This is a genomic window from Sabulibacter ruber (genome assembly GCF_017355955.1).
Classification (GTDB): Bacteria; Bacteroidota; Bacteroidia; order Cytophagales; family Hymenobacteraceae; genus Nibribacter; species Nibribacter ruber_A.
Window position 1 is genome coordinate 599,143 of record NZ_JAFFID010000001.1, and the last position, 20,625, is coordinate 619,767.

Consider the following 20,625-nt stretch of genomic DNA (forward strand, 5'->3'; position numbering starts at 1 on the left):
TTTTCTTCAAACCCCGCCTAATAGATCAGATAAAACAAAAGAGGCTGCCCTCCCCGGAGAACAGCCTCTTTTTGAGTTATACTATTGGTAGCTTACTCGTACCGCAATGACTCAATAGGATCAAGTTTGGAGGCTTTGTAGGCCGGATAATACCCAGAGAACAAACCCACCGTGATACAGATGATCATGCCCACCAGCATCCAGAGCCAAGGAACAAAGAACTCGCCTTGTCCAATTAGAATGGCAATGCCGTTGCCCATGAGAACGCCCAGAATGATACCGGCAATTCCGCCCAGTACGCAGATCACGATGGCTTCAATCAAAAACTGCTGCCGGATCTGCTTGATGGTGGCCCCCAGGGCTTTCCGGATCCCGATCTCGCGGGTACGCTCCGTTACACTCACCATCATGATGTTCATCAACCCAATGGAAGCGCCCAGCAATGTGATGAAACCCACCAAAAAGCCGCCGCTTTTCAGGTAACCCGTGATTTTGTTCAACGTTTGCTCCACAGAATCGCTGCGGGAGATTTCAAAGGAGTCTTCCTGCCCCAGGCGGTCTTGCCGCACTTTGCGCATAATGCCGGTGGCCTCTTCCATGGCGTACGCCAGGCTGGTTTCGGTCAGGATAGCCGATTTAATATCAAAGGTCAAAGGGCTTTGCGTAGGAATCTGCGTGGCGGTCTCCAGGGGAATAATGATTCTGCGGTTACTTCCGCCGCCGCCCAAACCGCCGCCTTCGTTTTTGATCTTGCCCACCACCTTAAACCGGCGGCCCAGCATGATGATGTGTTTCCCCTCGGGGCTTTGCTTGGGGAAGAGTTTATTGGCTACTTCCTCGCCAATAATGGCCACCGGGGCCCCGCTTTCGTACTCCAGAGAAGAAAACGGACGCCCCACTTCAATGTCATAGTTTTCATTGACCAGGTAGTTCTCGTCACCGCCAATCACGGCAATATTGGGGTTGGTCTTGATGTTGCCGGCTTTCACAGAGGCATTGCCATTCACCCAGGTAGAGAGGCTCACCCGGGCTTTGTCTTTCATGAGCTCTTTATACTGCTTGGCCTGAAACTCGGTGATGTCTGGATACACCTTGTTCTGCCGCCCGCCCTGCTGTCCGCCGCCGTCCCATTTCTTCTCAATGTCAAAGGAATTGGCCCCCAGCGTAGAGAATGTATTGGAAACCGAATACTTGATTCCCTCAATCGCCGTTAGAATACCAACCAAAGACATGATCCCGATGGAGATGATGAGGGCAGTAAGCACCGTGCGGAGCAGGTTGCCCTTGATGGACCTGAACCCCTCCCTTGTATTTTCAATGAAATTCATGTTTTCTCGTGAACCAGTACCGGAACAGTCTATCTGTCGTACAACAAGTAGTTTTCTTACTGTTATAAAAGTAGTGGTTTTCCCGTTTATTGCCCGTTTTTCTTAAATTCGTTTCAAACGATTCCAGATGAAGACTTTACCCCGGATTTTCATACTTCTGGCAGCCCTGCTTTTGCTGGCGCCCGCCAGCTGGGCTTCTTATCTGCTCCTGCCCATGGATCAGAACCAGAAGAACCACCTGAAAGCCTACGGCGTGGCGTATTGGGCGCTGCAGCGGCAAGTGGAAGTAGATTGGCTCCTGAACTACAAGGGAGGTGCTTTTGCCTTTAAACAGGCAAACGAGCTGGAAAATGAACTGGTGGTGCGGGGCATCAGCTACCAGACCATCTCGGATGCCCAGTACAGCCAGATCCTGAACGAGATTGCCGCCCCGGAATCTAACATGGACGTGATGAAACTGGAGAAAGCTCCCAAGATTGCGGTGTACTCGCCTAAGTCCAAACAACCCTGGGACGATGCCGTGACCCTGGTGCTTACCTATGCTGAGATTCCCTACGACGTAGTTTACGACCCCGACATCCTGGAAGACAAACTGCCAAAGTACGACTGGCTGCACCTGCACCACGAGGATTTTACCGGCCAGTACGGGAAATTCTACGCCGCCTTCCGGAACGCACCCTGGTACCTGGATCAAAAACGCGAGTCAGAAGCCATTGCCAAACGGTTCGGGTTCAGCAAAGTGCCGCAGCTGAAAAGCGCCGTAACCCAGCGCATCCGTGATTTCTGCGCGGGCGGTGGCTTTATGTTTGCCATGTGCTCGGCCACCGATACCTATGACATCGCGCTGGCGGCCGTGGGTCTGGACATCACCGAAACCATGTTTGACGGCGACCCTTCAGATCCTCAAGCGCAATCTAAGCTCAACTTCTCTAACACCTTTGCTTTCAAAGATTTTACCTTGATCAGAGATCCCTTCCACCCGGAGTTCTCCAACATAGATAACTCCCAACTGGAGCGGGGTCTGCGCGAGAACAATGATTATTTTCAGCTCTTTACCTACTCGGCTAAGTGGGACCCCATCCCCACCATGCTGACCCAGAACCACGAGAAAACCATTAAAGGCTTTATGGGCCTGACCACCGGTTTCAAGAAGAGACTGATTAAATCTGAAGTGGTGGTGATGGGCGAAACCAAATCCATTGACGAGGCCCGCTACATTCACGGCACCTTTGGGAAAGGCACCTGGACGTTCTATGGCGGCCATGACCCCGAGGACTACCAGCACTTTGTGGAAGAAGAACCTACAGATTTGGCCTTATACCCCAACTCTCCGGGTTACCGTCTTATCTTGAACAACATCTTGTTCCCGGCCGCCAAGAAGAAGAAACAGAAGACCTGATAGGTACTTTTATAAAAGAGAGAAGCCGTTTGTGACCTTTTTTTCTAAAAACAGGTTACAAACGGCTTCTTAGTTATTTGGTAAAGATCAATGCTTGCTCTCAGGTTCCTTGGAGGCTTCACCCGTTAGGCTTTTCTCATGCTTGATGTATAGGTCGGGGGTCCTTTCAATGGTTTCAACTCGGGTGAGTTTCCCCTTTTCAAAATATACCAGGCGTTTGGTTCCATTTCCTATGTCTACGGAATAGATAGTCCTTTCAGGAGTTAACTCATATAAAGCTTCGTTAAGGGTGCCTCTCTTAAAATCCTCCTCGGTTGACCCAAGACTTACCTGATAGTTTAAAGCAGCACAGCCAGATAGTAGTGCAATACAACAAAAAGTAAAGATTTTTTTCATTCGATCGGGAGATTGGTTTATGTTTAAAGGATACTTTTCTCTTTCATTTCCCTTAACACAAATACCAAGCCACTCCTGCTTAATGGATCCGGTCGGGCCGGTGTTCCAGGTTCGCGATGATTTCGGCTTCTATTTCCAAAAGCTCCTGTAAACGGGCGTCTACCACTTCTTTGGGCATGTACTCCTTGGCCAGTTTCACGAAGCTCACGTAGTGCCCCGCCTCTGATACCATCAGTTCATAATAGAACTTCTGTAGGTCTTCGTCCTTCAGGTTCTTCCAGAGCAGTTTAAACCGTTCGCAGCTACGCGCTTCTATCAGGGCATTCACCAGCAGGTGATCCATGAGCTGGCGCTCCCGCTTGTCGCCTTTCCGGATGTGCTTGCTCAGTTGCACCACGTATTCATCGGGGCGGTTACGGCCTAGTTCAAAGCCGCGTTTCTTCAACTCATCCAAAACCCGCTCAAAATGGCTCCACTCCTCGGCCACCAGGGCCGTCATTTCTTCCACCAGTTTGGTTTTATCTGGGTACTTCACAATAAGGGAAATGCCCGAGGTGGCGGCTTTCTGCTCACAAAAGGCGTGGTCCACCAGAATGTCCCGGATGTTCATCTCCGCAATGTTTACCCAACGGGGATCGGTAGGCAGTTGTAGTTTAAGGATTGACTTTGCCACGGTTGATGCTATAAATAAAAGTTAGTTCTCCTACTGCTGTTTAGGGCTTGTTTTGCCCAAAACAGCTCTAAAACGACACAAAAAAAGGAAGCTGGCTAGCAACTTCCTTTCGTTTGTTGATCAATGCCTGAAGGCTTAATCATAGAAATTCCATTGCAGCCCAAAGATAAAGCTGAATGGGTTAGCTACGTAATATGGGGTGGTAAAATACCCTTGCTCCCAGCTTCTGATCACGGTGTTCAGGTTGCTGAATTTCAGGAACAGGTTCACGGTTTTGATATCGGTGTTCAGGAACACGTCCAGCGTGGGGTACCGCTTCACAAGAAACTCGTTCTGCAGGTGGAACTGCTGGGTCACGGGCATATAGCCATCGGCGTAGTAGCTGGAGTGCCAGTTCATTTCTACCCCCGCTTGCACATAAATGGCGTTTTTAAACATTGGCCCTTGTACATACGCCTTGGAGTTCACGTACCACTCGGGCATCCGGATCACCTCTTCCCCGGCTATGTTGTTGTAGTACACATTATTATCCAGCACAAACGACTTGATGCTGAACCTGTACCGAAGGCTGGCCTGTACCAGGTTGGTGTTACCCGAGGCTTGCGCCGGCGTAGCCCAAACGGTTCTGTTGTTTACTACTGAATCCTGGTAGTACACGTAGTTGCGCAGGTTTGTGAACTGCACCTGGCCGTTCAGGTAGTGGTTCTTATACCCTGCTTCCAGCGAGGCTGCCGTTTGGTTTGCCTGTACGTTGTCAAAATCATTGGACCATTCATAATGGTTACTGATGAATACCCGCTGTAGCAAGGTTGGCGAGTAAGATGCCCGGGTTTGCCGCAAGGTAAGATACTTGAATCTGGCCTGGGCATTGATGCGGTAATCACCGCCGCCAATCTGGAACTCGGCGTCTGTGGTGACATAAATGTCATTCTTCAACCGGAACTGGGCCTGACCGCCTATGAAATTATCGGCTATGGTTCTTTTCTGTCTATCAACGTAATAAATCAGGGTGTCTTGCCTGCCGGCCCGCCGCTCCCTATTTACCCCTTCAGCCGTTACCTCATAAGTACCATCGCGCCGTTTGGCATAGGCTCTATATACGAAGTATTTGGTGCTGCCCATCACCCCAAAGGTGTTCTCCATCTGCTTGAAATAGGAGTCGTCATACGTGCGGGCGCTGTCACGCCTAATGGCTGGGTAATATTTGAGTGTTCTCTTTGCCGTGGCTCCTGTGCCTTCAGTACCATAGGTAATCTCCTGGTCTGAGAAGAAGTTGTTCTGGGAATTCACATCAATAGTGTGATACAGCTGCAAGCCGGGCCCTAATAATTTATACCATTGGGTGGCATGGAAAGCATTCCGTTTTTCCTCAGAGGCTGCTTTGTTTAACCAACCGGGTTCAGTTTTGTAATCAAATAGGCTATCATAGGTATCATCGGCTTCTGGCCGAATGCCGCCTAACTCAATCTGTTCATGACTAGTTGAACTAAAATTGGCCATGAGGCGGTAGCGGTCATTTTTACTGAAATAATGCGTAAAGGCCTGCAAACCATAGTGGCTAATGAAAGCATCGCGGCCAGAGCTGAAAGTACCGTATTGGCGCTCGGCCCCAACCCGTTCATAGCCAATTCCCACGTTCCAGTTCGGTGAAATATTCCGGGTGTGCTTGGCCCTGAAAATCTGCTCTCCCAAAGCACCTTGCACGTAGTTCAGGAACGTGAACGGTGATTTGGTGTCATAGTAGTCAATGGTAGCCGGGTTAACGGCGTACGGGTCAAAGGCATTCCGCCCTAACCTATTTCCCAGTACAGTGGGCATGCGCCAGAAAAGCGGCTGCGAGGCGGTACCTACGTTGCCCAAGTTCTGCTGCAGAGTGGTATCATAGTACCAATACCGGTACGAAGGCAGGTTGGTGAGCGAGGTGTCAATTCGCGTAGGCGTGAGATTGCCTCTGAAGATATCGGCCTCCCGGATGGTCATGGTGGTGGCCGATCCGTAAATGGCCTTGGTAGAGTCGTTCAGGATTTGCGCGTGCCCCTGGGAGAAGGTACCCACCCATACAAGCAAGGCCGCGACCAGTAGTTTCTTATAATTCACGATCAAAATTAAGCATTTATAACGGAACCCGAAGAAGGCACCCACCCCCTGATGGTTTCATCAAAAGAAGGTTCCTGCGGGGCAAAGGCATTGGTAATGGGCAGGTAAAAAACTGGGAAATGACTCCAAAGCCCCGCCAAAGAAGGCTCCTGCCATTTCACAGCATCTTTCTGCGTCATCACAATGCTTATTAGGTTAGAGTCTTGTAATGTTTTATAATAGGCTATTACCTCTTCTATTTTCTCTGCTGTCACGGCCGCGTGATCGGGCCATTCAAAATGACGCACCAGTTCATAGCCTTCTTGTTGCAGATGCAGCACCAGTGGTTGCGCATTGGCAATGCCGGTCACTAAAATCAGCCTTTTCCCTAACGCTTTTGCAGCGCCAATAGGTACAGCCGGTGCGTAGACAATTTGCGAGAAAAAAACCGGGGTAGCAGAGGAAGCATACCGCTTGATTTCTGCTCTGATTCTTGCCTGTTTTTCCAAAGATATGGCAGAAGGGCACTTGGTCACCACCACGGCCTGAGCTCTGCGGGCACCAGCCCTTGCCTCGCGCAAACGGCCCATGGGCAAAAGGTAATCCCTGGTGAAAAGGCGGTTGAAGTCAGTGAGCAACAGATAGGAAGAGGCTTTCACTGCCCGGTGTTGGTAGGCATCGTCCAGCAAAATAACCTCCAGTTCAGGATAAAGGGCAAGAAGCCGCTGAATACCCTCAGCGCGCTTCTCGCAAACGGCTACAGTGACGCCCGGCAGGCTTTGGGTGTATTGAAAAGGCTCGTCGCCAAGGGAGGTTGCCGAGGCATGGGCATCAGCCAATATAAAACCTTTAGTGGCTCTTTTGTAGCCTCGGCTCAAAATGGCAATTTTTCTGGGCTGCAGCAGTCTTGCCAGGTATTCCACCTGCGGGGTTTTGCCGGTTCCGCCAACGCTTAGGTTCCCCACGCAAATTACCGGAACGGGTGCCCGATAGACACTGAAAATCTCCTGGTCGTATAAGAAGTTGCGCAGCCGCACAATGCCTCCGTACAGGAGCGCAAACGGGAACAACAGAAACCGAAGGACGTGCAGCATAGCGGGCATTGCCTGCAAAAGTACATGAATTTTAACTTTCTTTGCCCAACATGGCTTTAATCCTATAAAATGACGAAGATAAAAGAAGTGGTACAGGTACTGGAGCAATACGCCCCACCTGCCTATCAGGAATCCTATGATAATGCCTTGCTTCAGGTGGGAGACCCTAACACTACAGTTACCAAAGTACTGGTGACGCTTGATTGCACCCTGGAAGTGGTGCAGGAAGCGATTGACAAAGGCTGCAACCTCATAGTGGCGCACCACCCCGTGATCTTCAAGCCCCTGAAAAGCCTCACGGGCAAAACGCCGGTAGAACGCATTCTGCTCAAAGCTTTACAACACCAGATTGCCATCTTCGCCTGCCACACCAACCTGGACCACGTGCATAACGGCGTCAATGCCAAACTCTGCCAGAAACTGAGTATCAGTAATACGCGGGTGCTTTCGCCCAAAACCCAGATCCTGACCAAACTGGAAACCTATGTACCCCTGAAAGACACCGAGAAAGTATTGGCCGCCCTCCACAAAGCCGGTGCCGGGCAAATAGGGGAATATTCTGATTGCAGTTTCAGGGTAACCGGTACCGGGCGGTTCACTCCTTCGGCGCAGGCCAACCCGCACATTGGAGAGCCTTGCCAGACTGAAGAAACCATCGAAAACAAAATCGAGGTCATTTTTCCTTCCTTCAAGCAAAACCAGATCATGCGGGCCTTACAACAGGCGCACCCGTATGAAGAGGTGGCACATTACCTGGTGAGTCTGCAGAACGAAAACCAGGAAGTTGGCGCCGGTATGGTGGGCGAATTGGCCGAGCCACTTTCAGCCGAGGCCTTTGTACAGCACGTGAAAGAGGGCCTGCAGATCAGCACGTTCCGGCATACCGCCTGGCCAGAGAAGCCCATCAAACGGGTGGCTGTCTGCGGCGGTGCCGGCAGTTTCCTGATCAGGCAAGCCAAGGCCGCCGGGGCCGATGTGTTCCTAACAGCCGACTTAAAATACCATGAATTCTTTGAGGCCACCGAGCAAATAGCCCTGGTAGACGTGGGCCACTACGAAAGCGAAGTTTACACGAAGGAGCTTTTTTATGATATACTTACAAAATCTTTTCCTAATTTTGCGGTTGATTTGTCCTCCACCTATACAAATCCCGTTAGACACAGTTAAATATACATGGAAAGTACTGTAGCAAGTAAGTTAGATGCACTTCTAAGACTTCAGAGCTTAGATTCTCAATTGGACAAAATTCTACAAATTAGAGGCGATCTTCCAGAAGAGGTTCGTGACTTGGAAGATGAGATAGCCGGCTACCAAGTACGCGTAAGCAAATTTGATGAGGAAATTGCCGAGTTGCAGCAGCAGATCGCTAACCGCAAACAAGGCATCAAAGATGCTGAGAAACTGATCAAGAAATACGAAGAGCAACAGGAGAACGTCCGCAATAACCGCGAGTTTGACGCCATCACCAAAGAGATTGAGCTTCAGAAACTGGAAATCCAGATCAACGAGAAAAAAATCCGCGAAGCCAATTTCCAGATAGAGCAGAAGAATCAGGAAATCCAGGAAACCAAAAACCGCCTGGAAGAGCGCCAGAAAGACCTGAACACCAAGAATGCAGAACTGCAGGTAATGGTGAACGAGAGCGAGGAAGATGAGCGCAAACTGAGAGAGGAGAAAGAAGAAGCCCAGCAGCACATTGAAGAGCGCCTTCTTTTCGCCTACAACCGGATCCGCAAAAACGTACGTAACGGCCTGGCCGTGGTAACCGTGAAGCGTGATGCCTGCGGCGGTTGCTTCAACACCGTTCCTCCGCAACGCCAGTCAGACATTGCGGCAAAGAAAAAGATCACCGTGTGCGAGCACTGTGGCCGTATTCTGGCAGATGTTGAGCAGAAGACAGTTGCCTAAGCAACCAAGAACTTACAATAAAGAAAAAAGGATGGTGACTGCCATCCTTTTTTTATGCCCCTTAGGGTATATGTTTCCAGGAGATACCTCCACATAGCCTCCGGATTTAGGCTTATTTTAGAAAAATAGCCGTAAAACAATCATCCCTAAAACCCTTTCAGTAGAATACCAAAGTCTTTCTATACCAGAATATGCATCAGCTCACGCTGCCTTTTACCTCCTTACCAATTCCTGCCCATCAATGGAAACAGCAAGCCTTGGCCTGGGCTCACCAACAGTACGAGGTAGTGGCGTATTATGACTCCAACCACATCACTTACCGCCACGGCGCCTTCCAAAACATATTAGGAGTACAAGGTACTACCGGAGGAGTCATCACAACCTGGCAGGAATTAGAGGAACAGTTGCAGCGGCAAAGAGAAACTCCCCTGCTGGGCTACTTCACCTACGACCTGAAAAATAGTTTGGAAAAATTACAGACCACGCATCCAGATTTCATCGGTTTTCCGGAGTTATACTTTTTTGAGCCGGAAATCTGGTTTGTCTGGGAGCAGGATTCCGTTACCATCTTCTCACAGGAAGCAGAACCAGCTTCCATAGCAGAGGCCATTGAGGCTATTGTGTTTTCTACCTTATTTCCCCAAAACACCATTAAAACAGAAGCTCGGGTTCATAAGGAAGAGTACCTGCAGGCGGTAGAGAACCTGAGGCAACACATACTGGAAGGCGATGTGTACGAAGTCAACTACTGTCAGGAGTTCTATGCAGAAAAGGCAGGTATAGAACCAATTTCCCTATACTGGAAGTTAATCCAAACCTCCCCTACTCCCTTTGCAGGCTTTCTTAAGGTAAACGACCGTTACTTACTGTGTGCCAGCCCAGAAAGGTTCTTAAAGAAAGAACAGAATCTACTCATTACGCAACCAATTAAAGGGACTATCCGGCGCGGCGCTACCCCCGGGGAAGACGAACGACAACGCCATGCGTTGGCCTCCAGCGAGAAAGAACAGGCCGAAAATATGATGATTGTGGACTTGGTCCGGAATGATCTGAACCGAGTGGCTGCCACCGGTACCGTTCGGGTAGAAGAATTGTTTGGCTTGTATGGCTTTCAGTACGTCTGGCAGATGATCTCCACCGTGACGGGGCAACTTCCGCCAAATGTTAGTTCAGTGGAGGCGATCAAGGCTGCGTTCCCTATGGGCAGTATGACCGGTGCTCCCAAACTGAGAGCCCTTGAACTGATAGAGCAATACGAGAAAACCAAACGAGGCCTGTACTCCGGCTCCTTTGGGTACTTCCTGCCCAACGGTGACTTTGACTTTAACGTGGTCATCCGCAGCATTCAATACAATGCCCAGACAGGCTACCTCTCCTTTGAAGTAGGCAGCGCTATTACCTATGACTCAGATCCGGAGCAGGAATACCAGGAATGTCTATTAAAAGCGGCGGCTATCCTAAAGATTCTCCAGAATTGAATTAATCATATATTCTCAAAGGGATAAATCAATTATCTTGGGGCATAAAACCTACCTGACCCTTTATTGAATACGAATGAAAAAAATCTTTACCCCGCTTCTTTATCTGTCTATTCTATTTTCTTCTAGTTGCGCTTCCAGTTACAAACCATTAAGACCTGAAACTATCAAGTATGAATATAGTGAGACTTCGCAGGACGGCGGAATCTCTACTTCCTTTGCGTATGACTATTTGCGCAAACGCGGCAATAAGAAATATGTAAAGAAAGAAGCTAAGAATGCCCTTAAAGTTGTCTCCGTAAAGGTAGTGAACAACACAAATCAGCCTATTGACCTAAGACGTGACTGCCGTATTTTTAGTGGATCACAGGAAATCATTCCGATGGATCTGGCAGTGGCCGCACACCAACTAAGACAAGGCGTTCCCATTTACCTGCTCTACTCCCTCATGTTTCTAAACTTCACACAAGAGAAAAGTACTACTGGCTATGCACCTCAGAAATCTTCCATAACAATTCCAATTGGTGTTCCTATTTCAATTGGCAATATGATGGTGGCCTCTGGCGCTAACAGGAGAATGAAAGAAGAAATTATAGGCAATAGTATCTTAAACAAAACGGTAGGGCCCGGCGAAACAGCCTACGGTACCTTATGCCTGAATCAACCCATCACCACCAGAATCAGATTTGAACTGAATCCCTTAAACTAGGCTATTATCAATCTTTGCTGAAAAGCACCTGTTCTACATTTAACAGGTGCTTTTTCATTAAAAATAAGCTGACATTCTGTCACAACAAGCCTAAACTTCCTATCTTTGTGTTTTTATTTGCTAGCTATGCACGCACCCATTCTGGACTTAGATTTCATAGACAACCGCACACCAGAGCAAGCAGCTTCGTGTGATACCAAAGTAACCGCTGATTCCAATACCGGTCGGCAGCGCAAACTCTATATTGAGAGCTACGGCTGCCAGATGAATTTCTCTGACAGTGAGATCGTTTCCTCCATTCTATTTGAGGCAGGCTTTGATACCACTTCTGAAGTGAACAGCGCCGACCTGGTTTTGCTGAACACCTGCTCTATCCGGGAAAAGGCAGAACAAACCGTTCGTAACCGTTTGGTGCAACTGAACCACCTCAAGAAAAAGAAACCTAACCTGGTGATTGGCGTGCTGGGTTGCATGGCCGAGCGTTTGAAAAAGAACCTCCTGGAAGAAGAGAAAATGGTGGACCTGGTGGTGGGCCCAGATGCCTACCGTGACCTGCCATCCCTGATCAACGAGGTAGACGAAGGACAGAAAGCCGTAAACGTGCTGCTCTCCCGCGAAGAAACCTACGCCGATATCAATCCTATCCGTCTGAACAGCAATGGCGTGAGTGCCTTTGTTTCCATCATGCGGGGCTGTGACAACATGTGCTCTTTCTGCGTGGTGCCGTTCACCCGCGGCCGGGAGCGTAGCCGCGATGCCCACTCCATTGCGCGCGAAGCCCAGGCATTGGTAGAACAAGGTTATAAAGAAGTTACTCTGCTGGGCCAGAACGTGGATTCTTACAAATGGGCTTCTGAGGACGGCTCTGAGAAAGTGAACTTCGCCCAGTTGCTGGAAATGGTGGCTTTGATCAGCCCAGACCTGCGGGTACGGTTCTCCACCTCCCACCCTAAAGACATCACAGATGAAGTGTTGTACACCATGAAAAAGTATGACAACATCTGCAACTACATTCACCTGCCGGCCCAGAGCGGAAACTCCCGCGTGCTGAAACTGATGAACCGCACCTATGACCGCGAGTGGTACATGGAGCGCGTGGATTCCATCCGCCGGATTTTAGGCGAAGAGTGCGGCATCTCCACTGATATGATCGCTGGTTTCTGTTCTGAGACTGAGGAAGAGCATCAGGACACACTTTCCCTCATGGATTACGTGCAGTATGACCTGGCCTACATGTTCTTCTACTCTGAGCGCCCGGGTACGTTGGCCGCCCGTAAACTGGAAGACGACATTCCTCTGGAAACCAAAAAACGCCGCCTGGAGGAAATCATTGACAAACAGCGCCAGTATTCTCTTGTGAGAAACCAACTGGCGGTGGGCAAAGTGCATCGCGTGCTGGTAGAAGGCTTCTCTAAACGGTCAGATGAGATGCTGAGCGGCCGTAATGACCAGAACAAAGTGGTGATTTTTCCTAGAATGCACTTCAAAAAAGGCGACTACGTAGATGTCCTGGTGACAGACTGCTCTGTAGGTACCTTGTTTGGGGAACCTGTTTTATAATAAAAGAAGACAAGGAGCCAGGGAGATTGACAACACAATTTCCCTGGCTATTCTATTTCATTAGCCTTTCTTCTAATCCCTCATCCTAAGACGAACAAATGCGAGATATTGATATACAATCGGTGAAGCAGCGGTTTAGCATCATTGGGAACTCCCCTTTGCTGAACTATGCCATCCAGGTGGCGGTGCAGGTGGCCCCCACAGACATGACCGTGCTGATCACCGGGGAAAGCGGAAGCGGTAAGGAATCGTTCTCTAAAATCATCCATCACCTGAGTCCGCGCAAACACGGCCAGTTCATTGCCATCAACTGCGGCGCCATTCCGGAAGGTACCATTGACTCTGAGCTTTTCGGGCACGAGAAAGGAGCCTTCACTGGCGCGGCCGAGGCCCGCAAAGGCTACTTTGAGGTAACCAACGGGGGCACCATCTTCCTGGACGAGATTGGGGAAATGCCCTTGGGTACCCAGGCCCGTTTGCTGCGGGTGCTGGAGAACGGTGAGTTCATCAAGGTAGGTTCCTCTAAGGTTCAGAAAACCGATGTGCGCGTAGTAGCCGCTACCAACGTGAACCTAATCCAGGCGGTGGAGCGCGGACAGTTCCGCGAAGACTTATATTACCGCCTGAACACGGTACCAATCACAGTGCCTCCCCTGAGAGAGCGCGGCGAGGACGTGCATCTGCTTTTCAGGAAATTCGCCAGTGATTTTGCGGAACGGTACCATGTGAAGCCCATCACCCTGCAGCCCGATGCCGTGCAGGAACTGTTGCGCTACCGCTTCCCGGGTAACATCCGGCAGTTGAAAAACATTGTAGAGCAGATTTCGGTGCTGGAATATGACCGGGAAATCAATGCCATTACGTTGCGCAAGTACCTGCCCCAGGAGCAGCAAAACCAATTACCTGCCCTGTTTCACCCCAATGCCCCGGCAGACGGCAACGGCATATCTGAGCGCGATCTGCTGTACAAGGTTCTTTTTGACATGCGCAAAGACATGAATGACCTGAAGCAGGTGGTTTTTGACCTTTTATCTCACCAGCAGGAAGACGCGGAACTTCTTAAAGCCAACCGGCATTTGTTTGAGGAAATGCGTCCGTACGAGCAACCACCAGTGTACCGGGCACCGGAACGCCGCGAGGGCTACGTGCTCTCAGTAGACGAGCCAGACGAGGAATACGAAGATAAGGTGGAGGACATTTCCCATGAAACCGAAGAAGAAAGCCTTTCTTTGGAGCAGAAAGAAAAGGAAATGATCCTGAAAGCGTTAAAGAAGCACGGGAATAAACGGAAATACGCCGCCAAAGACCTCGGAATCTCAGAACGCACCCTTTACCGCAAATTAAAACAATACGACCTTGAAGACCTGTAACCCTTTCACTTACCTGCTCCTGCTCAGCATCACGTTCCTTTTTGGCGGGTGCTACTCTTTTACGGGAACCAACATTTCCCCAGAGATTAAAACTATTTCCATCACCAACTTTAGCAATGCCTCTGGTCAGGGGCCTTCTAATTTACAGCAGTTTATCACCGAAGACTTTAAGGATTACTTTCAGCGTAACACAAACCTCCGGATTCTGCCCCAGGCAGGTGACCTGCAGATTGAAGGTCAGATCATGAGCTATACCTTTAGTCCGGCGGCCATCCAGCGCAGCGATGTACCTACCGGCAGCAACGTGGGGCTGGATCAGGCAGGTGCCAACCGCCTGACCATTGTCATCCAGATCAACTATACAGACACCAAGAACCCTACCAACAACTTTGACCAAAGTTTCTCTGGCTTCGCCGACTTTCCTCCTACCTTGGATATCAACCAGATAAGTCAGGCGCAGATCAGACAAATCACAGAACGCATTATTTATAGCGTTTTTACCAAAACGGTAGCGAATTGGTAAGTATCTTTGCAAAACCAAACAGGCACTGAAAACCATCTTTTCAGTGCCTTTATCTTCTAAATCCTTATTTACAAGTAAATTGTCTTTGCCTTACCCCCGGGTAAAGTAAGATTGAGTTCCATGAACAAAGCGGCGTTTTTAAATATTGTGCGGCAAGTTGCTCCCATCCAGGACCAGGAAGTTGACGACCTGGAGAAATTGGTGGTGTCTTTCCCGTACTGCCAGACCGCTCACGTTCTGCTGGCCAAAGCCGCCCATGACCGCGGAAGCATGCTCTCTACCCAGAAGCTGAGAAGGGCTGCCGCTCACGTATCTAACCGTCAGTTACTGAAACAACTGGTTTATTCCTCCCCTTACCTGGAAGAACCTACCTCTGTTGAAGAGGAAGAACCAGAAACCACAACCAACGCTCCCGTTTTAGAGGAGATTTCTAAAAATGAGCCCCAAAACGGGTTGGTAGAAGCCCTGGAGGAAACTACCCAAGCCGAGTTGCAAGAGGATGTACCCGTGGCAGTAGCAGAAACCCCGGCTTTAGAATCAGAAGAGCCTTTACAGGAAGAAACTGAGCCTCAGATTACAGAGGAAGAAAGCTTGGTTGCCCAGGAGGAAGAGTTACCGCTTCCGGTTGAATCAACTTCAGAGCCCGAGATTGAGGAAATTACGGTTGATGACGTAATTCAGGAAGGTACATCTGCTATTGAAGAAACCATCCAGGAAAACCAGGTTGAAGAAATTACGGCAGAAACCGAGTCTTCAAAGAATCAAGTAGAGGCAGAAGAAGCCGCACCGCTGGTAATCACCGAAGAGGAGTTTGAGGCCGGCATCAACTATGATGTGGAGCTTTCTGAAGAAGATGACAACCTGGATGAACTGCTGGAACTAATCCAGATCAGCAGTCTGACCTCCTTCAGTGCCCCGGTTCCGAGCGTTACCTTGCCAGATGAGGAGATTGTTTCTGAAAACACCCCTGAAACAGAGCAGATTGCGCGAATTGACGTTGAGGCTACTACTTCAGCCCCAGTTGTTGCAGAGCAGGACAAGGAGGTAAGTGCCTATCTGAAGATTGCCGAGCTTGACTCGCTGTATGACACATCGGGGTATGAGTTCCCCATGCTGCAGTTGCCGGAGTTCGGCCCTAACGAAGCATCTCCCGGAGAAAGTACCCAGGATCCGTACCTGTCTATCTTCTACCAGAACAACCTGGCGTACTGGATGGGCTCCAGCCGACTGGGTGAAAGCATCCAGCTGAAAGATGACCTTACCTCGGCCACACCATTCTATTTCCAGCCAGAATTGATTCTGGAACACGTACGGGAAAAGAATACACCGCCGCCTCCACCGGAGCCAGCTCCGGCCGCCAAGCTGGACAAACAACTGGAGATTATCAACCAGTTTTTGAAATCCACGCCTAAACGGAAGTCAATTGCCATTGCCCAATTGAACGAGGAACCGCAGGAAGATTTATCGGCTAAAAGCTCTAAAATTAAGAAAAGCCTTGTGTCTGAGAACCTTGCGCATATTTACATCAAGCAGGGCAAAGGCAAAAAGGCCATCAAAATTTATGAACAACTTATAGTGAAGTTTCCCGAAAAAAAGAGTTACTTTGCTGAACAAATTGAAAAATTAAGAAACGAATAGTCCAATTATGTACATTGCTCTGATCAGCGTTATTATTTTCCTTTGCGTGCTGTTGGTTTTGGTGGTATTATCCCAGAACTCTAAAGGCGGTGGATTGTCCAGCCAATTTGGTGGCGGCGGAACCAGCCAGTTAATGGGCGTGAAACGCACCGGTGACCTCCTTGAAAAACTGACCTGGGGCTTCGCAATCGGGATCATTGTACTAACCCTGGCTTCCCATACTATTGTATCTGACGGCGCTGGTGCAGACAACCGCACCATCAACGAGCAACGCGCGGGCCAATCGGCTCCGGCCCCTGCTCCTGCCGCTCCGGCTGGTCCTCAGCAAAACGCTACCCCAGGTGCTGCTGCTCCGGGTGCCGCTACTCCGGCTCCGGCTACTGCCCCTGCCGGCGACTCAGCCCAGTAATAATCAAAACCGATACTGAGATACCCTTTATTCAGAGTCCGAGCCTTACCGGTTCGGACTCTTCTTTTTTAGGCTGATGTTTTAAGCCCCTTTTCGGGAAAACAACCCCAAAAAGACCAGGGGCTCTCCTGCTGAAACTGACAAAATTAAAGTCACGGCCCAGGCTCTTGTCAGGTCAGGAGAAAACCTGACAGCCAGATAACTGACAATATGTGCCAAATTTGGCAGATAGAAGGAGTTGGCACAGGAATCGCTAATAGGCTTACCGTCCCGCGCAGGCTTGCTGCCGGGTTTTATCGTTAACTTAATCTAATCTTATAACAACCCTATGGCCTTAGATCTAAAACCATTGGCAGACAGAGTAATTGTGTTACCTGCTGCGGCTGAAGAAAAAACCAAGTCTGGTATCATCATCCCGGATACTGCCAAAGAAAAACCACAACGCGGCGAGGTAGTTGCCGTAGGAGAAGGCAAAATCTCCGATCAAGGTGTTTTAGTAAAGTCACAGTTGAAAGTTGGCGACCAAGTATTGTACGGCAAATACGCCGGTACTGAGATCTCCCTGGATGGCGCTGACTACCTGATCATGCGGGAGTCTGACATCCTGGCCGTACTTTAATCATTAATCCTATCATCAACCATACATCTATTTTAAGAAACTATGGCATCTAAAAACATTTCTTTCGACGTAGAAGCGCGCAATAAGATTAAAAAAGGCGTGGATACTCTGGCGAATGCCGTGAAAGTAACATTAGGCCCTAAAGGCCGCAACGTAATCATTGACAAGAAATTTGGTGCGCCAAGCATCACCAAAGACGGTGTTACTGTTGCCAAAGAAATTGAATTGAAAGACGCCGTGGAGAACATGGGCGCTCAGCTGGTGAAAGAAGTTGCTTCTAAAACCGCTGATTCTGCCGGTGACGGTACTACTACTGCTACTGTATTGGCGCAGGCTATTTACGTAGCGGGTTCTAAAAACGTGGCTGCTGGTGCCAACCCAATGGACCTGAAGCGCGGTATTGACAAAGCCGTTGCTAAAGTGGTGGAGAACCTGAAAGCTCAGTCTAAGAAAATCGAGAACTCATCTGAGATTGCCCAGGTAGGTACTATCTCTGCCAACAACGACACTGAGATCGGACAAATGATTGCCGATGCGATGGACAAAGTTGGCAAAGACGGTGTGATCACGGTAGAAGAGGCAAAAGGTACTGAAACCGAAGTGAAAACGGTTGAAGGTATGCAGTTTGACCGCGGTTACCTGTCTCCTTACTTCGTGACCAACCCAGAGAAAATGGAAGCGGAGTTTGACAACCCTTACATCTTGATCTACGACAAGAAAGTTTCTACCATGAAAGAATTGCTTCCAGTTCTGGAGCAGGTGGTACAAACTGGCAAGCCCCTGGTGATCATCTCTGAAGATGTAGACGGCGAAGCTCTTGCTACACTGGTTGTAAACAAACTGCGTGGTTCCCTGAAAATCGCGGCTGTGAAAGCCCCAGGTTTCGGTGACCGCAGAAAAGCTATGTTGGAAGACATCGCTATCCTGACTGGTGGTACCGTGATCTCTGAAGAGCGTGGTTACAAACTGGACAACGCTACCCTGGAGTATTTAGGCCAGGCTGAGCGTGTGATCATTGACAAAGACAACACTACTATCGTGAACGGCCGTGGCACGAAAGATGCCATTACTGCCCGTGTAAACGAGATCAAAGCTCAGATTGAGAAAACCACTTCTGACTATGACCGTGAGAAACTGCAGGAGCGTCTGGCTAAACTGTCTGGTGGGGTAGCTATCCTTTACATCGGAGCTTCTACTGAGGTTGAGATGAAAGAGAAAAAAGACCGCGTAGATGATGCCTTGCACGCTACAAGAGCTGCCGTGGAAGAAGGTATCGTAGCAGGTGGTGGCGTTGCCCTGATCCGTGCGTTGGATGCCCTTGACAACGTAGACACTCGCAACGAAGACGAGAAAACTGGTGTTCAGATCATCCGCACTGCCCTTGAAGCTCCATTGAGAACTATCGTGGCTAACGCTGGTGGCGAAGGATCAGTGATCGTGAACCAAGTGCGTGCTGGTAAAGCTGACTTCGGTTACAACGCCCGCGATGACAAGTTCGAGAACATGTTCGCGGCTGGTATCATAGACCCAACTAAAGTTACCCGTCTTGCTCTGGAGAACGCTGCTTCCGTAGCTAGCTTGTTGCTGACTACTGAGTGCGTGATCGCCGATGAGCCAGAAGAAGCTGGTGCTGCTGCTGGTGGCGGAATGCCAGGCGGTATGGGCGGCATGGGTGGCATGATGTAATTCGCCCTCAGCTCACGCTGATATAAAAAAGCCCCGGTTCTTCAACCGGGGCTTTTTCTTTTGGTAGCTTTTTCGTTTAAGACCTGTTTTCAGGATTTCAGCACTAGAACGGCAACTACTTAATTTCTTTGATTTGGATGTTTATTTCATGGGGCGCAGTTTCATCGCCACCAAAGTAGGGGTACAATTGATAGCCTTTCCCTTCTCCGGCACAGCCTCTATCCTGCTCTACCTTTTTATTTCCCACCTGAAAAACGTATTTGTCTTCTGTGAGGGTTAGCTCGCACATATAAGGCTTGTTCAGGTCAATGGCCGTGATGAAGGTAGAAGTGTTCTTGCTGTTCACGTAAGAATAGGCATGTAGCTCTAACCGGTTGTTGTACCAACGCCAGCCAAAACGGGCACTGTTCTGGTGGTGGAAAGACCCGCAATCAGACATACCGTACAATTTATTGATGTCGGCCTGGTTTCCTGGGTCTTTGGTCTTGTAAATGGCCGTAGAATCAAACTGTACCTGGAACTTGATCTTGTTGGTGGCTAAAGCCCGAAACGGATTGGTGGTTTCATGATCACCAGACTTGATGACATACTTCACGCTCTCCTCTGTTACTTTAGGAGTTGTGGAGTTAATCACTTCATCAATAGACTCACAGGAAAGGAAAACATAAGGCAAAGCCAACAGGAAAGGCAGCTTTTTAACAAAGGGTTTCATGGGTTCAGATTGTAAGAAGACAAAGGTAGGTAGCCTAAATAATTTTATTATCAGCTTACCCCTTGGTTATTAAAATCTTACAATAAGGTTCTTCTTATAAATCTAAACCCATCTTCAAGAAAAAAGTATTAATTAGGTTCGTAGCACATATTATACAAATCTTCCATAGTGCCGTTGAAGACATTCAGGTCCAGATTTCCCTTGATTCCCTTCAATTTACCACTTTCGGTATGCTGCCAGAATGCCCAGGTATGATTACCTAACTGATGGCTCTTTTTAGGGTTGTAATGCGCAATCCAGAGCGGGTAATCATCAAAATAACCGGCCAGGTGTTTTTCATAGAAAGCATAGTTGGTGTAGATGATGGGCTTGATACCGTACTCCTCTTCTACCCGGTCCAGCCACAACTGTACTCCCGCCCGGATTTCTTCATCTGATTGATGGTTGGTGACCTCTACGTCTATGACGGGAGGTAAATCTCCGGCTTCCAGTTTCACCTTGCTCAGGAAATTCTCGGCTTGTTTCTCGGCGTCCCGGGAAGGCAGGAAAAAGTGATAAGCCCCACGTAACAATTCATGCTTCTTGGCCTGCCGCCAGTGCTTTGCAAAATACCTGTCCTGGTGCGTGATGCCTTCCGTGGCTTTGATAAAGGTGAATCTGATTTTCTGCTGTTTAACGGCTTCCCAGTCCACGTTCCGCTGGTGGTGGGAAATATCAAGGCCAGTTACTTCGTACCCTTCCGGCTTAAAAGCAGTGAGCGTGTTGGTTTGGGTAGCCTCTTCCACTGAATGCCGCAGGAACGCTAATCTTCCGCCCTCTTTGAAATACTCAATCCCCAGACAAAGCACAAGGAATCCCGCCACACCCAAAGACAGCGGCTTCCACCAGGTTCCGGTGTTCGCCTGCTTTTTGCGGGGCGCTGCTTTGGCGGGACGTTTGCGGGTGCGGGTGGCTCCAGATCCTTTGTTTGTCATTTCCCATCGGAAGTAGCCGGGGTTGGTGGGCTACCTTCATCACTCTACAAATTTACCAATTATTTGGGAGCTA

At 49.2% G+C, this 20,625-nt stretch carries 19 protein-coding genes; 12 read left to right on the top strand and 7 right to left on the bottom strand.

Features of this window, described 5'->3' with window-relative positions; genetic code table 11:
* Positions 1–92: 92 nt before the first annotated feature.
* Positions 93–1,328 carry an ABC transporter permease gene (locus tag JT719_RS02520; RefSeq protein WP_207430786.1) on the bottom strand — a complete coding sequence of 412 codons (1,236 nt, stop codon included), beginning with the start codon at positions 1,326–1,328 and terminating at the stop codon, positions 93–95.
* A gap of 127 nt (positions 1,329–1,455) precedes the next feature.
* On the opposite strand from JT719_RS02520, the gene JT719_RS02525 reads away from it, so the two are divergent.
* Complete coding sequence (locus JT719_RS02525) at positions 1,456–2,727, top strand: asparagine synthetase B (protein WP_207430788.1); 1,272 nt, start codon at positions 1,456–1,458, stop codon at positions 2,725–2,727.
* Between the two features lie 87 nt (positions 2,728–2,814).
* On the opposite strand, the gene JT719_RS02530 is transcribed toward JT719_RS02525, so the two are convergent.
* The 4 genes from JT719_RS02530 to lpxK all read right to left on the bottom strand — a co-directional run bounded on the left by JT719_RS02530 (position 2,815) and on the right by lpxK (position 6,966).
* A complete protein-coding gene (locus tag JT719_RS02530; protein ID WP_207430790.1) occupies positions 2,815–3,123 on the bottom strand; it encodes a hypothetical protein in 309 nt (102 codons plus the stop codon).
* 79 nt (positions 3,124–3,202) lie between these two features.
* Positions 3,203–3,796 (bottom strand): MiaE family protein, encoded by a 594-nt coding sequence (locus JT719_RS02535; RefSeq protein WP_341350734.1) that lies wholly within the window; start codon positions 3,794–3,796, stop codon positions 3,203–3,205.
* Positions 3,797–3,931: 135 nt separating this feature from the next.
* A complete protein-coding gene (locus JT719_RS02540; protein WP_341350755.1) occupies positions 3,932–5,893 on the bottom strand; it encodes a putative porin in 1,962 nt (653 codons plus the stop codon).
* Between the two features lie 8 nt (positions 5,894–5,901).
* Positions 5,902–6,966 (bottom strand): tetraacyldisaccharide 4'-kinase, encoded by a 1,065-nt coding sequence (gene lpxK / locus JT719_RS02545; RefSeq protein ID WP_242693051.1) that lies wholly within the window; start codon positions 6,964–6,966, stop codon positions 5,902–5,904.
* 69 nt (positions 6,967–7,035) lie between these two features.
* On the opposite strand from lpxK, the gene JT719_RS02550 reads away from it, so the two are divergent.
* The 11 genes from JT719_RS02550 to groL all read left to right on the top strand — a co-directional run bounded on the left by JT719_RS02550 (position 7,036) and on the right by groL (position 18,866).
* Complete coding sequence (locus tag JT719_RS02550) at positions 7,036–8,133, top strand: Nif3-like dinuclear metal center hexameric protein (protein WP_207430796.1); 1,098 nt, start codon at positions 7,036–7,038, stop codon at positions 8,131–8,133.
* A 6-nt stretch (positions 8,134–8,139) separates the two neighbouring features.
* Complete coding sequence (locus JT719_RS02555) at positions 8,140–8,874, top strand: zinc ribbon domain-containing protein (protein ID WP_207430797.1); 735 nt, start codon at positions 8,140–8,142, stop codon at positions 8,872–8,874.
* 191 nt (positions 8,875–9,065) lie between these two features.
* Positions 9,066–10,352, top strand: coding sequence for an aminodeoxychorismate synthase component I (gene pabB, locus JT719_RS02560; protein WP_207430798.1), 1,287 nt, complete (start codon positions 9,066–9,068; stop codon positions 10,350–10,352).
* A gap of 76 nt (positions 10,353–10,428) precedes the next feature.
* Positions 10,429–11,061 (top strand): hypothetical protein, encoded by a 633-nt coding sequence (locus tag JT719_RS02565; RefSeq protein ID WP_207430800.1) that lies wholly within the window; start codon positions 10,429–10,431, stop codon positions 11,059–11,061.
* Positions 11,062–11,187: 126 nt separating this feature from the next.
* Positions 11,188–12,621: a tRNA (N6-isopentenyl adenosine(37)-C2)-methylthiotransferase MiaB gene (miaB, locus tag JT719_RS02570; RefSeq protein ID WP_207430801.1), complete on the top strand. Its 1,434-nt coding sequence runs from the start codon at positions 11,188–11,190 to the stop codon at positions 12,619–12,621.
* A gap of 98 nt (positions 12,622–12,719) precedes the next feature.
* Positions 12,720–13,991: a sigma-54 interaction domain-containing protein gene (locus tag JT719_RS02575; RefSeq protein WP_207430802.1), complete on the top strand. Its 1,272-nt coding sequence runs from the start codon at positions 12,720–12,722 to the stop codon at positions 13,989–13,991.
* Entirely contained in the window at positions 13,978–14,514 is a 537-nt protein-coding gene (locus JT719_RS02580; protein WP_207430803.1) for an LptE family protein, read from the top strand. The genes JT719_RS02575 and JT719_RS02580 overlap by 14 nt, the downstream gene beginning before the upstream one ends.
* Positions 14,515–14,634: 120 nt before the next feature.
* Positions 14,635–16,152: a hypothetical protein gene (locus JT719_RS02585; RefSeq protein WP_207430804.1), complete on the top strand. Its 1,518-nt coding sequence runs from the start codon at positions 14,635–14,637 to the stop codon at positions 16,150–16,152.
* A 7-nt stretch (positions 16,153–16,159) separates the two neighbouring features.
* Positions 16,160–16,561 (top strand): preprotein translocase subunit SecG, encoded by a 402-nt coding sequence (secG, locus tag JT719_RS02590; RefSeq protein ID WP_207430805.1) that lies wholly within the window; start codon positions 16,160–16,162, stop codon positions 16,559–16,561.
* Between the two features lie 328 nt (positions 16,562–16,889).
* Positions 16,890–17,180 carry a co-chaperone GroES gene (gene groES / locus JT719_RS02595; protein ID WP_062546033.1) on the top strand — a complete coding sequence of 97 codons (291 nt, stop codon included), beginning with the start codon at positions 16,890–16,892 and terminating at the stop codon, positions 17,178–17,180.
* 42 nt (positions 17,181–17,222) lie between these two features.
* Positions 17,223–18,866: a chaperonin GroEL gene (groL, locus tag JT719_RS02600; protein ID WP_207430806.1), complete on the top strand. Its 1,644-nt coding sequence runs from the start codon at positions 17,223–17,225 to the stop codon at positions 18,864–18,866.
* Between the two features lie 115 nt (positions 18,867–18,981).
* On the opposite strand, the gene JT719_RS02605 is transcribed toward groL, so the two are convergent.
* Both JT719_RS02605 and JT719_RS02610 read right to left on the bottom strand, forming a co-directional pair.
* Positions 18,982–19,578, bottom strand: coding sequence for a hypothetical protein (locus JT719_RS02605; RefSeq protein ID WP_207430809.1), 597 nt, complete (start codon positions 19,576–19,578; stop codon positions 18,982–18,984).
* A 128-nt stretch (positions 19,579–19,706) separates the two neighbouring features.
* On the bottom strand, positions 19,707–20,552 hold the full coding sequence (locus tag JT719_RS02610; protein WP_207430811.1) for a glycoside hydrolase family 25 protein: 846 nt from the start codon (positions 20,550–20,552) through the stop codon (positions 19,707–19,709).
* Between the last annotated feature and the right edge of the window lie 73 nt (positions 20,553–20,625).